This is a genomic window from Crocinitomix algicola (assembly GCF_001661595.2).
GTDB lineage: Bacteria > Bacteroidota > Bacteroidia > Flavobacteriales_D > Crocinitomicaceae > Crocinitomix > Crocinitomix algicola.
In genome coordinates this window covers 256,875-271,364 of sequence record NZ_LYPF02000007.1, presented here as the reverse complement: position 1 = coordinate 271,364, position 14,490 = coordinate 256,875, and the positions used below count along the sequence as shown (strand labels likewise).

Genomic DNA, 14,490 nt, shown 5'->3' with positions numbered 1-14,490 from the left:
ACTTGCTGTTATATATAAAGTTGAAAGTGTTTTTTTGCTAAAAACTTGATTAAGAAAATCAAAGAAATATAAGAAATGGCTGTTCCCAATGCCGCTCCGAAAACACCTAAAAATCCAATAAAAACATAATTAGCCACTAGATTGATTAAAAACAAGTAAAAAAACAACTTAGATTGTATTTTTGGTTTTTTCATCTGGTTAAAAAGCATTGTAAATGGTTGATAACCTGCGGAAATCACAATTCCACCTACAATTATAGCATAAAGCAACCAATAGGTATTAAAATTTTCTTCAATCCCCAACACTAATAAACCAAGAGGGTAGAAAGCAATAGTTGTTAAGGCAATTACTCCTATTACCTTATAAAACTTGCTAATATTCTCCCGTAGAATAACCCCCAATTTTCCAGAAACATTCTTTAAAACCGCCGCTTTCGTTATCACCGGATTAATATTATTTCTAAAAACTACAGGTATCTGCAAAACACCTTGAGAAACTGCCAAAACAAAACTATAAACACCCACTGCCCCTTCATTGGTAAGATAGCCAAGCATTATAACATCAACACGTGTATTAATGTCTAACAATAAATTGCCTAAAAAGGCCTGTTTACCAAACTTAAAATGCTTGACTATATATGATTGGACAGCATTATTGAACCGAATTTTAAAAAACTTTAATGAATAGATCATTAATCCAACAAAGAGGATAGCTTCTGTAAATGCGAATAACGATACTAAACCACTTGAATCTTCAATTACATAACAATTTAACGCGGCAAACAAGAACATTAGTAGAAGTCTTAAAAAAGTGAAAAAAGCAAAGGCTTGCATTTTTCTAAGCCCATTTAGATAAGCCATCAAAACTTTATTCATGGAAAAAAAGAATAGCCCCCAAACACAACTCTTTATGGCTAATTCAAGCTCTTCTATACCGAAAGAATTTGCGATGAACCCAGACATTGGAAAAACCACAAGCACGAGAACAACTGAAATTAATGAAGATAAAATTAAGGAAGCTGATATTGAATTATTGATTCCTTCCTGATTACGTAACAAACTTGGAATATGCATCTGGACAGATAAGTGTACACCAAAAATTGCAATTTGAGCCAAAACCATATATATGGCGTAAGTCAAATTAAAAATACCCAACAATTCTTCGCCAAAAGTTTCCAAGATGATGGTATTCATCAATATGTAGAGCACTCCTCCTAATCCTACTGACAACAAATTAAATAAAGCATCTAAAGAGAATTTATTAATCTTTGATTTTTTCATCTATTCAATTATTTTAAACAGCTGATAGGTGTTGAAAGTCTGTTCGATTATTTTGCATTCATCATGCAAAAATTCATGGAATTCTGGATTATAATTATTGTAAGGCTCATAGGTATAAATGAAACCAACATCCATGGTATCTAGCAAGTAAGACTTTACCTCTTCTTGCGTTCTACCTTCAAATAAGTGCCATTGTCCATCACCATCATAAACAATATCTTCACCGCACCAGTAGAACACAGCATAAGCTTCCGTATTATGATAAATAGCTGGAATATTATTCGTCAATACTCTTTTTCCTCCATTTTCATAATTTGCTTGTATAAAATCGAAAATTTTTCGTTGAGACAAATTAGGATAACTATCGTAGAAGTCTGGATTGTATTTATAATCTGCGAGATTCTGGTTTATTATGGCATCAACCATTCCTTGAAACGCTGTAACACGAGTAATTTCCATTTCTATGTTAACCCCATTTTTCGTTCCTTTATATTGTTGACTATATAGATGCTCTTCCATGAACTCATGATAAGGCTCAATGGTAACGATCTTCCTTCCAAAATCGTAAATTGCTAAAAATGCAAGAACAAACGGCACCCATTTCATATAAATCACCCAGCCCTTCCGCCTAAACAAAGTCCAAAGGCTATATAAAAGATAAACCACTGAAACAGGGAATAAGGTTAATGTATATCTTGGATTAAAATAACCTTTAATTCCTACTACTAAGAGAATACCACAGTACATAAAAAGAAATGCTCGATGTAAGTTTGGCAACTTTTTATATTTAAGTAAGTCATTGACTAAGAATGGAAGAATTATAAGGTTGATAATCCCAAAAACACTAAAGCGAAAAAAATGACCTAACATACCGTTCATGATCAATTTATCGAGTGTCTCAATTTTTCGGTAAGTCAAATTAAAATCTGCACCAGGTACTTCTCTGTTCAATATTAATCTCAATAATTCTGTAAACAGCAAAAAGCCAACTGTTACCAAAACTAATAGTTTAGCGGTATGCTTCCTTTCTACTTCCATTAATAAAATTCTATTTCTTTAAAAATCCAACCTGTACCGTAAAATACATCAATAATATAATGAGCCCCTCCAAAAACTAATGTTAACACCCCATAAATTAGAGCGTCTTTGATTTTAGAAACCCATTTTTTTTGAAGATAAAAGAGTATTGTAAAACCAAATATTACGGCAATAATCACCCCTAAAGAATGGGCAAAAGCCGAGGTTCCAGAAAGAAATGCTAACAGAGGAATTTCATTTGACCTACCATTATCAATCAACCTAAGTGTAAAATAGAAGGATAGTACAAAGAAAAATATACGATAAGCATCAATATGAGCGTTTGTTGTCGCTGTTAAGAATCCCTTTGCGAAAATCAAAACAAACATTGCCGCACAAGCATAAAAGAGGTTAAAATGTTTTTTTACAGTAAAATAAACCACTGAGATTATTAATATACCATAGAATGTCGTCAAGCTCTTAAAATACATACCATAACCATACCCCATGAAATCATCGACTAAACACTCTAGTGAATATTGTAGTGGAAACGACCAACCATGCAAACCAACATAATAAAAACCATTTTCAGGGTAAAAAATATGCGACTCATAAATAATTGCTTTTTGCTTAAAAATAAACTCTGCTTGAACAAGGTACTGTACAAAATCGTGCCCAATCGTAAAAAAAAGTAAAAGCGCCTTTAGCCCAACCAAAAAAAATAAAGTAATAGCTAAAAAATAAAAATTATTGTCCCTAACAAAATGCGAGTAGAAAGCATTTAAACCGGGATAATTTTCACGTGAAAAATTCAAGGTAAATATGTCTTTGAGTAGATTCGAAAAAAATTTCCACCCCTGTTTTACTTTGGATCTAAAATTGCTACTTACAATGCAAGCAATTAATATAATTAATCCGATACCACCATATATAATATTTAAATATGTTCGGTAGCCGTAATTAATTTCAAATAAAACAAAAGCTATTATCAAACCGACAATTAACGATTTGTAACTGTATAAATAATTTCTAAGTTCTTTGTTGAATAAGAAAAGACTCTTATACGAATTAATCGCTTTTTTGTAATAATTTGAATACTCTCCGATTGCGCTTTTATTCAGAACAATCATACTGATAAACAAAAAAATTATAGCTCCCAAATAGAAAAAGTTTTCTTGCTTTGGAAAGAAAAGATAAAGGTAATAAAGCGTAATGCTCGCTATTGCGGGGCCTATTCCTAGCGAGTATAAAAAGTACATTTTTTTATTGGACTCACTCAAATTAAAAAAACGGGTTGAAACAGAATAGAAAGCCAGTCCTCCTAAAAAAACGTAAATAAAATACTTTACAAGAAGTATAAAATAAACCATTAAAAGTAATTTTGTTTTACAAAGTCGAATAAGTTTTCAAATTTATCCTTATTTCAACATAGTCGCCTCTAATATAAGTAAAGGAAATTAGTTATTTGTAAAGTCGTTCATTATCTTGAATATCCATCCACATTGCAAAAATAAACGCCTGCAAACCACTAATTGACAAAAACAAGAAGGCTAATAAAGGCTGGGTATTTATTGTAACATCATTGTACACGAATTTCAAAATTTTAAACAAGTAAGGTAATGATGCTAACCCTAAAATAAAGGAAGACAAATAAAACAAGAATAAAGGATGAAAATCTCGCACGAAGTATTTTATCCATAATCGCTTGAAAAATCCTTTTAACAAAAGCATCGAAACGGTTGGAATAACCTTCATGATCTTCATCTTAGACTGTTCCCCAACCTTATAAATTGGTTTGATTTCAATTTCTTTTATCGTACAATGATTGATATTCAATTTAATTAAGGTGTCGTTTGGCATACCATAACTTTTATAAATATCATGTATTTTTATCTTTCTCAAAGCCGATAAGGAAATCGCTGTATAACCAGTTTGTGTATCTGAAATTCGCCAGTAACCTGAGGCCATTTTTGTCAAAATTGACAAAACCGAATTACCAAAAAGACGTGTTTTAGGAATGACATATTTTGCACTTGGGTGAATTAAACGATTTCCTTTCACATAATCCACATTATCATGAACAACAGGTGCACAAATTCCAAATAATTCTGCTGGATCCATTTGCCCATCACCAGCCATTACTGCGGTACAATCAATTTCATGGTCTTTACACCATTTATACCCTCTTGAAATTGCCGCTCCAACCCCACCATTTTCAAGGTGGCTAATCAAAATAATACGACTATTGTCAGGATCTTCATTCTTGATTTCGGAAGGAACATAGTACTTAATTTCTTCGAGTTCTATTTGGCGAACAACTTGCTCCGCTTCATTATATATGTTCTTAACGACAGGGGTAGGAAATGGTTTTAAACTGATTGGAGATTTACCATCTTTTTTAATGTACTCTAATATTACTTCCTCTGTTTTGTCCTTTGATTTATCATTTACAATTACAATTCGATCAACATAATCAGGCATAGATTCAATCACCATGCCTATCTGCGTTTCTTCATTATATGCAGGAACAACTACCGCTACTTTTTTTCCATCAATCATTATCGGGGGATATTTTGTCGGCCGTAAATATAATCAAATGAATCATAAGGACAGGTTAGGCCTACTAGAATGTTTCCAAATTTAACCTTCCCTTTTTTGTACATTTTCCTCATATTTTAGCTTCGTATAATGTAGTAGATAACTGGTAAAAATTCAAAAGGGTTTGTTGCCCGGCTTTAATACACCAATCATTCTTTAAAGTTGCCTTGAGATTCACGAATAAGAATAAACCAACTAAAGCAGCTATACACCTGTCCAACAACTATATATAAAATGTAATTTCACAAACTTGAAGACGGATAAAAATTTTAAAAAAAACTTGAGCTTATCCAAATGATTTTAACCTATTTCAATTTCTAAAGTTTAAATGCAAAATTTAATAAAGGAATCTATTTTTTATTCCGTTTATGAATACTTTTTTTCGTAAATTCACTGTTCAAAACACAAGGTCAAAATGGACACCCTAATTGCTGCACGAATGCAGATGGCAACCTCAATGATTTTTCACATTGTTTTTGCCGCAATCGGAATGGTGATGCCTTTTCTCATGATCACGGCGCATTATAAATGGATTAAATCCGGTAAAGAGCATTTTTTAACCCTGACAAAAGCTTGGCAAAAAGGAGTCGCGATATTCTTTGTGGTGGGAGCTGTTTCTGGTACGATGTTATCATTTGAGTTAGGATTACTTTGGCCTGAATTTATGAAGCATGCTGGTCCAATAATTGGTATGCCTTTTTCATTAGAAGGTACTGCATTTTTTGTAGAAGCAATTGCCTTCGGCTTTTATGTTTACGGTTGGCAAAAAATCAAAAACAAATGGTTCCACTGGACCACAGGTTTAATAGTTGGCATTTCTGGTTTGGCTTCTGGTATTCTGGTTGTTGCCGCCAATGGATGGATGAATTCACCAAGTGGATTTACTTATAAAGATGGTGTTTTCTCAAATATTGATCCAATAGGAGCCTTATTAAATGATGCTTGGTTTTCACAAGCTCTCCACATGTCTTTAGCTGCTTTTGTTGCTGTAGGGTTTGCCGTTGGCGGGCTACATTTATGGCAATATCATCGTAAAAAAAATCCAATTTTACATTTAAACGCATTTAAAATTGCCCTTCTCTATGGTTCAATAGCCGCAATTTTAATTCCTATTAGTGGCGATATAGCCGCCAAAGATATCGCTGTCCGACAGCCTGTAAAACTTGCTGCCATGGAGGCACACTATGAAACTGAGAAAGGCGCAGACCTAATAATTGGTGGTATTGTTGATGAAAAAGCGCAGTCGGTTGATTACGCCATTCACCTCCCAAATGCACTATCATTTCTTGCCTTTGGGGATTTCAACGCAGAAGTCAAAGGTTTGAACGAATTTCCAAAAGATGAACACCCACCAGTAGCGTTAACGCATTACTCCTTTCAGGTTATGGTTGGTATTGGAACTTTGTTGATGTTATTGGGTGCGATTTATTTCCTATCAATGAAAAGATCAAACCTCATCGGTAAAAAATGGTTCATTTGGGCATTTGTTCTTGCCACTCCACTTGGATTTATTGCCTTAGAAGCTGGATGGATGGTCACCGAACTAGGACGCCAGCCTTGGATAATCCAAGGCATTATGAAAACGAAAGATGCAGTTACGCCGATCCAAGGCATGCAATACAGTTTCTACTTATACCTATTGATTTACCTCGGTTTATCTTTTACAGTATTTTGGTTAATGAATCGACAAGTTCGCAAATTAAACACCCCTTGACATGTTAATTATTGTTCTCGCTTTTTTATTCTTATCCATTCTTTTTTATGTGATGTTTGGCGGCGCCGATTTTGGGGTAGGGATTTTAGAATTCTTTTCAAAGTCTAAAAATAAAGAAATTACCAAAACTACTTCTTACGGAATTATAGGTCCAATATGGGAAGCAAATCATATTTGGCTGATTATATGTATTGTAATTTTATGGATTGGATTCCCTCAATACTACAACCTCATCGTGACCCAACTTCATTTTCCAATAACGCTAATTTTGGTTGGTATAATTGGAAGAGGAACTGCTTTTGTATTTCGTCATTATGATGCTTTTACGGATAATAGCCAAATTTTATACGACCGCATATTTCAAATTTCCAGCGTTTTTGCTCCTTTTTTCATAGGACTAACTGCTGGTGCCGTACTCAGCGGAGAAATGATTCATCCCGATAAGATATCCTCAAGTGATTTTGCCACTTTATACATTTACTCATGGCTCAATCCCTTCGCTATACTTTCCGGATTTTTTATAGTTTCTATTTTTGCTCTTATTTCAGCCTTATTCTTAGTTGGAGAAACAAAAATTGACATCCAAACCTATTTTATTCGTAAAGCAAAACGCGCCAATATTTTAGCCGTTTTATTTGGCGTACTTTTGTTTATTGAAGCCTATTTAAACGGACGTCAATTCATTTACCTTTTTCTAGACAATCAACTCACTTTAATTGTATTTTTCACTGTCACTGCATTACTTTTCCCACTTTGGAAAACACTTACAGGTCCATCCAAGATTATTCCAAGATTAATATTAGGCATCCAATTGTTTTTAATGGTGTTCATCTATGCAGCTCTCGCTTTTCCTAATTTAATATTGTTTAAAAATGGAGAGCTTTCAATTCTTGAAAATACACCGCCTGATACCGTATTTGTTTCATTAGGATTTTCGCTATTGATTGCTTCTGTTTTTGTCCTACCAGGTTTATACCATCTTTATAAAACATTTGGTTTAATTGAAAAAGAATAACCTCTTCCTTTAAAACATCATTTAAAATCGCTCCTATTTGCATTTAATCATTATTGTAATAAATGGTTAAACAGATATTTACATTCCTCTGTCACCTTTGTTACAGTATTAGCCTTTTCTTGACCGTAGTTTTGCAATTGTAATTATCACAATTAAAAAACAACAGCATGAACGCACTCGTTTTATTGAAACATGGCAACCTTGACCATTCCGTTGTCAATTTTGTTTCTTCCCTTTTTAATACAACTAACACCGCTATCCATCTTTTAAATATAGTCTCAACAACAGGAGAAATTCCCACCCAAATGAATGGCGAAGTTTTAAAAAACTGCACCGAATTTGACCTAAACCACTACTATAAAAGAGCTGAAGAAAATAAAGTTTATTTACAAAACTTCAAGCACAACAGCATAAAAGCCAAGGTGGTTTTGATCGGAAATAGGCGAAACATTATTAAAAATTATATCGATAAGAATAATATCGATATAGTGGTTAGCGGAGCGCATAGAACAACGTTAATGGAAGATGTTTTTTCAACCACATTTGCATCGGATATCCTAAACCATGTTAAACAACCCTTCTTGACCATTAAATGCAACCGCGATAATTTCAGCCCAAAACGCATAGCATTAGTCGGCGAATTTTTACAGGCAGAAAAAGAAGATATCCAAACGTTAAAAGAAATTGCCGCTGCGCATCACAGTGAATTCGTCCTAACAAAAATTTTGACACCAACAGAAAAAAGAAAACACGAAGACATTTTAGCTGTGATGAAGAAATACGCGCAATTAAATGATTTACAACCGGTATTTAGAATTATTGAAAGTTCTGACAAGGAAGCAGGAATTAAAAGCATACAAGAAGAGCACCAAACTGACTTAATTACAATTGCCCGAGCACATGAATCCGCTTTTTCCAGTTTCATTGGCGGATCAGAAATCAACAATATCGTGAATCACATTTATGCACCTATTTTAATTTACTAACTATGATAGACTTAATTCAACAACCTTGGCCATGGTATGTGGCCGGACCTTTATTAACCCTCATTATGTTTTCCTTATTAATCGCCGGAAAAAACTTTGGTATGTCCAGTAATCTTAGAACAATGTGTAGTATCTCAGGTGGAGGAAAATTTTCGGATTTTTTTCGTTTTAACTGGAAAGAACAAACATGGAATTTGATGGTAGTTCTTGGAGCAATAATAGGTGGCTTTTTTGCAGCTAACTTCTTATCTGCTACAGACAGCGTTGACATTAGCGAACAAACTAAGGCAGCTCTCACCAGTGCTCAATTTGAGAATCCAGGAGCAGCATATCTACCCGCTAAATTATATGGTCTAGAAGCTTTGACCTCTGTTAAAGGGATTTTACTTTTAATAATCGGCGGTTTATTAATTGGCTTTGGTTCAAGATATGCTGGAGGCTGTACTTCAGGACATGCAATTAGTGGATTGAGTAATTTACAAATCCCTTCTTTAATTGCGGTTATTGGTTTCTTTATTGGTGGATTGATAATGACTCACCTTCTGTTTCCAATCTTATTTTAAATGAAACTTATACGCATACTCCTTTTGGGTATTGTTATACTCCCAAACCAAATCGTGTGGACACAAGAAGATGAAATACATCATAACTTAGAATCAGACAGCAGTGACTACACATCAAACATTCGTGAAATATTTTTAAAAGGACATACAGAAGGACATATTCGAAGCTATTTTATGACAACCATCAACCATCGTCAACTTTATGATTATTGGGCAAACGCTATTGGTGGTAGTTTAGGTTATCACACCGCAATATGGAGAGGATTTCAAATCGGGGTCAAAGGAATATTTACGTATAATCTAGCTTCTTCCGACTTAAATCAAGTTGACCCGGTATCGGGAAAATCAGCCAAATGGGAAAAAGAACTTTTTGACATTACTCGCCCCGAAGAACGTAAAGATTTAGACCGTTTAGAAGAATTATACATTAAATATCATTATAAAAATTCCTTAGCAACATTTGGAAAGATTGATATCAATGAAGGCCCATTATTATTAAAAAGAGACGGTAGAATGAAGCCATTTGCATACAAAGGAGGATGGTTCGAATTCAACGAGATTAAAAATCAATCAATTAAAGGTGGATTTATCTATGCTGTATCACCACGGGGAATGACAGAGTGGTACGAACTTAATGAAGCGATAGGCATATTGAACAATGGAGCACATCAAAATTATGAGACCCTATATTATCATGAACATGCACAAACAGAAGGCCTTTCAGCATTGGGCTTTGAGAATAAATCTATAAAAAACTTAAATCTAACTATGTGGCATTATTATTTGCATCAAGTTTACCACACAATTTGGAGTCAAGCCGATTATGAAAACGATAGATTTTTCACTGGCTTCCAATATGTTCATCAATTCGCTGACACCTATCAATCAACGCTTGCAATTGAGAACAGGTATTTTCAACCCGATGAAAAAAGTCACACCATATCCACACAAATTGGTTTTAAATCCAAGGAAAATAAAAATCGATTTTCAGCAGCTTATTTACACGGATTTAACAGCGGTAAATTTCTCTTCCCTCGCGAGCTAAGTCGTGAAAATTTTTACGTCTCACAACCCAGGAGTTGGGTGGATGGTCTAGGAGGGGTTGATATATACATGCTCCGCGCACAAATCAAACCAACAAAGCAAAAATTTGAAGGACTATCAACCGACTTCAGGATTGAACGCGTACAAGTCTCAAAATCTCCCAAATTGAACAAATATCAAATTCCCTCCTACTTTCAGTCAACTCTAATAGCTAAATATAATTTTCAAGACCAACTAAGTGGACTATACCTCTCTTTTTTATATGCCTATAGATTCACCGAACACGCGACCAAAACAAACTTAACCAACGAATTTTACAAGACAAATTTTCACCATATCAACCTTATTTTAAACATAATATTTTAGACATGAAATACATTAAATTCATCACCATCGGATTTCTATTTGGAATCATCATGTACAAGTCACAAGCTGCCTCTTGGTATCGCATCCACGAAATGTTCCGATTTGAATCCTTTCACATGTACGGTATTATAGGATCTGCACTTACACTGGGGATTATACTTGTACAAATTATCAAGCGCACAAAAATGAAAACAATTTATGGTGAACCAATAAGTTTTACACCAAAAGCAAAATCCATTACGCGTTATTTACTGGGCGGAACTATATTTGGACTTGGATGGGCTTTAACTGGTGCATGTCCTGGACCAATGTACGTTTTACTTGGCACAGGAGAGTGGTCCATCTTAATTGTGTTGATTTCGGCTGTAATAGGAACATTTATTTATGGATATTTCCGTGCTAAACTTCCACATTAGAATCAAAATACTTATGTAACATTTGTAGCTGTATAAATTAACTTATCTTATCAACTTTGTAGAAAATTAAATAATGGAATTATTCGAACTTTTAGGATATCTTGGCGCCTTAATCATCGGCTTAGTCTTAGGATTAATCGGAGGGGGCGGATCAGTACTCACTGTACCTATCCTAGTATATATTTTAAATATCAATCCAGTAACGGCTACCGCCTATTCGTTATTTGTTGTAGGAACATCCGCTTTAGTTGGAGCCGTGAGAAATGCACAAAAAGGAATGGTGGATTTTAGAACAGCAATTGTATTCGCAATTCCAGCATTAACCACTGTTTTTTTAACCCGTAAATTTCTTGTTCCTGCCATTCCTGACGTAATATTTACAACGGAAACTTTTACTTTGACAAAGGACATTGCCATCATGATATTCTTTGCAATCATCATGCTTCTCGCCTCATATTCGATGATAAAAGGAAGAAAAGAAGACAATGAAAAAGTACCAGAAAAAGTTAACTATAACTATCCCATGATCGTTATTGAAGGAATTGTAGTAGGTGTCTTAACAGGGATAGTAGGCGCAGGAGGAGGTTTTCTAATTATTCCAGCTTTGGTATTGTTAGCAAAATTACCAATGAAAAAAGCAGTAGCCACCTCATTACTAATTATCGCAATTAAATCATTAATAGGGTTCTTAGGCGATCTTGATAATGTATCCATTGATTGGACCTTCTTATTAATCTTCTCAGGAATATCGATTGGAGGCATCTTTATTGGAATATACCTCAATAATTTTATTGATGGCAAAAAATTAAAAAAAGGATTTGGTTGGTTTGTCCTAATCATGGGCGTATACATCGTCTTAAAAGAAACCATCCTCTAACACAAAACAAACGATTAAAAAAGCATTAAAATGAAAATAGAACAAATTTATACAGGTTGCTTAGCGCAAGGCGCTTATTATATTGAAAGTAATGGTGAGGCCGCTATTATAGATCCGCTTCGCGAAGTACAACCCTATATTGATCAAGCCGCAACTGACGGTGCAAAAATAAAGTACATTTTTGAAACACATTTCCATGCCGACTTTGTAAGTGGTCATGTTACGCTGGCAGAAAAAACTGGAGCAGATATTGTTTATGGACCAAATGCAACTACTAATTTCAAAAGTGTTTCTGCCATCGACAATCAGGAATTCCACCTCGGTAAAATCAAAATTAAGGTACTACACACCCCTGGACATACTATGGAAAGCACCACCTATTTGCTTATTAATGAAGAAGGAAAACCACATGCAATATTCAGTGGAGACACCTTGTTTCTCGGAGATGTTGGTCGACCTGATTTAGCACAAAAGGCAGCGTCAATGACACAGGAGGAATTAGCAGGAACTTTATTTGATAGTTTAAGGGAAAAAATCATGACATTACCAGATGATGTCATCGTTTATCCAGGTCATGGAGCAGGATCGGCCTGCGGCAAAAACATGAGCAAAGAAACAGTTGGTACAATTGGCGAACAAAAAGAAACGAACTATGCCTTACGTTCAGATATGACCAAAGAGGAATTCATCAAAGAAGTCACAGATGGTTTAACGCCACCACCTCAATACTTTCCATTAAATGTAAAGCTGAATAAAGAGGGGTACGAAGATGTTGACATCGTGCTTGAACGTGGCCAAAAAGGAATGAGTCCAGATGAATTTGAACGTGCAGCCAATGAAACCGGGGCGGTAGTATTAGATGTTCGTCACCAAGATAAGTTTGCTCAGGGACACATTCCGCGGTCAATATTTATCGGTATAGATGGAGGATTTGCACCATGGGTAGGAGCTTTAATTGGCGATGTTAAGCAACCCATTTTACTGATTGCCGAAGATGATCGAATTGAGGAAACAATCATTCGGCTGTCCCGTGTAGGCTTTGACAATATAATTGGGTATTTAAAAGGAGGAATCGATGCTTGGAAAAACGCAGGGAAAGAATTGGATGAAGTAAAATCCATCAACGCTGAAGCTTTTGAAAAGGCGATGCAAAATGAACCTAAAAAAGTATTTGATGTTCGTAAACCCTCAGAATATTTGTCTGAACATGTCATATCTGCCACAAACACACCTTTAGACACTATCAATAACTTTCTAGATGACTTTGAAGGTAATGATTTTCACTATATCCATTGTGCTGGAGGCTATCGATCAATGATTGCTGCATCCATTTTAAAATCGCGTGGTATTCATAATTTAATCGATGTACAAGGCGGATTTAACGCTATAAAAAACACTTCAATTCCGGTGTCAGACTACGTTTGTCCTTCCACCTTATAATTGTTGTTTTTATTTTTACTTGGTTTCAAATGAGGCTGTCTTGTCGGGCAGCCTCTTTTTCGTTCTATTTTATTGAAAAATTTTTTGGGCGTTCCCTGTTCCATTGCATCGAAACAGGGCGGGCTATCCACACTCGCTTCTGTCCATCCGTCCGTCTCAGTCGGACAGAGAGCTCAAACAATTGCTCCTATCCCTAACGCACCCAACTCACTTCCCTCCTCATTCGGTCAACACAACTTGCAATTTACTCCACCTTCAATCCCCCTCCTTGAAAAGAAACACGAATTCCCCATGTTTAGCAAGTTTTTATTTAATTTTGTTCACCTTAACTATTCTACAGAAAATGGGTTTATTTAATCGCTTATTCAACAAACATCCTAAAGTACCTGAATTCGACTATTCAAGTTTAAAAACGGATTTGCACAGCCATTTAATTCCGGGAATCGATGATGGCTCTAAAACGATGGATGACACTCTAAATATGCTCAGAAAATTCATCGATCTTGGTTATAAAAAAGTAATCACAACGCCGCATATCATGAGTGATTATTATAAAAACACACCCGAAATCATAAAAAATGGATTAGCAGCGGTACGTGAGGCAATCAAAAGTGAAAATCTTCCAATAGCTATTGAAGCAGCTGCAGAATATTACCTCGACTTTCATTTTGACGAGGAAATTGAAAAACGAAATCTACTCACGTTTGGAGACAATCACGTCCTTTTCGAATTGTCTTTTAGCCAAGAACAGCCGGGAATAAAAAACACCGTATTTAACCTCATTACCCAAGGTTACAAACCAATTCTTGCGCATGTTGAGCGTTATCCTTTTTACATCAACGACTGGGATAAAATGAATGAATACAAAGATCGAGGCGTTTTATTACAGTTAAATATCAACTCACTTTCTGGGCAGTATGGACCGCATGTTAAAAAAATGGCGGAACAACTAATTGAAAGAGATCTAATTGATGTCATCGGATCAGATTGCCATCATATGGGACATCTTGAATTAATGAATAGCTTGCGAACAAATCCTCATCTCAAACAAATTATCGATAAACCCAACCTCTTAAATTACGAACTATAACACTCATAGAAAATAATTGTTCGTTTATCGATAATCACAAATCTTACAGTTTTCGTTCCTTAAATTCGTCTTGCGAATAACCGC

The 14,490-nt window shown here is 35.0% G+C and carries 13 protein-coding genes; 9 read left to right on the top strand and 4 right to left on the bottom strand.

Going from position 1 to position 14,490, the window contains the following annotated elements:
• Positions 1–8: 8 nt before the first annotated feature.
• The 4 genes from A8143_RS05470 to A8143_RS05455 form a co-directional block, all read right to left on the bottom strand.
• The gene (locus A8143_RS05470) at positions 9–1,280 is read right to left on the bottom strand and encodes an oligosaccharide flippase family protein (protein WP_070137801.1); all 1,272 of its coding nucleotides are present in this window, start codon (positions 1,278–1,280) and stop codon (positions 9–11) included.
• Complete coding sequence (locus tag A8143_RS05465) at positions 1,281–2,318, bottom strand: hypothetical protein (RefSeq protein ID WP_070137800.1); 1,038 nt, start codon at positions 2,316–2,318, stop codon at positions 1,281–1,283.
• A complete protein-coding gene (locus A8143_RS05460) occupies positions 2,318–3,667 on the bottom strand; it encodes a hypothetical protein (protein WP_070137799.1) in 1,350 nt (449 codons plus the stop codon). Before A8143_RS05460 ends, A8143_RS05465 begins: the two co-directional genes overlap by 1 nt.
• Before the next feature lie 91 nt (positions 3,668–3,758).
• On the bottom strand, positions 3,759–4,856 hold the full coding sequence (locus A8143_RS05455) for a glycosyltransferase family 2 protein (protein ID WP_070137798.1): 1,098 nt from the start codon (positions 4,854–4,856) through the stop codon (positions 3,759–3,761).
• 454 nt (positions 4,857–5,310) lie between these two features.
• Between A8143_RS05455 and A8143_RS05450 the strand changes: the two genes are divergently transcribed.
• From A8143_RS05450 to A8143_RS05410, 9 genes are all read left to right on the top strand, one after another.
• Positions 5,311–6,609 carry a cytochrome ubiquinol oxidase subunit I gene (locus tag A8143_RS05450; protein ID WP_070137797.1) on the top strand — a complete coding sequence of 433 codons (1,299 nt, stop codon included), beginning with the start codon at positions 5,311–5,313 and terminating at the stop codon, positions 6,607–6,609.
• 1 nt (position 6,610) lies between these two features.
• On the top strand, positions 6,611–7,624 hold the full coding sequence (locus A8143_RS05445) for a cytochrome d ubiquinol oxidase subunit II (RefSeq protein ID WP_070137796.1): 1,014 nt from the start codon (positions 6,611–6,613) through the stop codon (positions 7,622–7,624).
• Between the two features lie 167 nt (positions 7,625–7,791).
• Entirely contained in the window at positions 7,792–8,610 is an 819-nt protein-coding gene (locus A8143_RS05440; RefSeq protein WP_070137795.1) for a universal stress protein, read from the top strand.
• Between the two features lie 5 nt (positions 8,611–8,615).
• The gene (locus A8143_RS05435; protein WP_070137830.1) at positions 8,616–9,173 is read left to right on the top strand and encodes a YeeE/YedE family protein; all 558 of its coding nucleotides are present in this window, start codon (positions 8,616–8,618) and stop codon (positions 9,171–9,173) included.
• Positions 9,174–10,583 (top strand): OprD family outer membrane porin, encoded by a 1,410-nt coding sequence (locus A8143_RS05430; protein ID WP_070137794.1) that lies wholly within the window; start codon positions 9,174–9,176, stop codon positions 10,581–10,583. It begins immediately after the preceding gene.
• A 2-nt stretch (positions 10,584–10,585) separates the two neighbouring features.
• On the top strand, positions 10,586–10,999 hold the full coding sequence (locus A8143_RS05425; protein ID WP_070137793.1) for a DUF6691 family protein: 414 nt from the start codon (positions 10,586–10,588) through the stop codon (positions 10,997–10,999).
• A gap of 73 nt (positions 11,000–11,072) precedes the next feature.
• The gene (locus A8143_RS05420) at positions 11,073–11,876 is read left to right on the top strand and encodes a sulfite exporter TauE/SafE family protein (RefSeq protein WP_070137792.1); all 804 of its coding nucleotides are present in this window, start codon (positions 11,073–11,075) and stop codon (positions 11,874–11,876) included.
• Positions 11,877–11,906: 30 nt separating this feature from the next.
• Entirely contained in the window at positions 11,907–13,316 is a 1,410-nt protein-coding gene (locus tag A8143_RS05415; RefSeq protein WP_070137791.1) for an MBL fold metallo-hydrolase, read from the top strand.
• Positions 13,317–13,659: 343 nt separating this feature from the next.
• Complete coding sequence (locus A8143_RS05410; RefSeq protein ID WP_070137790.1) at positions 13,660–14,406, top strand: tyrosine-protein phosphatase; 747 nt, start codon at positions 13,660–13,662, stop codon at positions 14,404–14,406.
• Positions 14,407–14,490 lie beyond the last annotated feature (84 nt).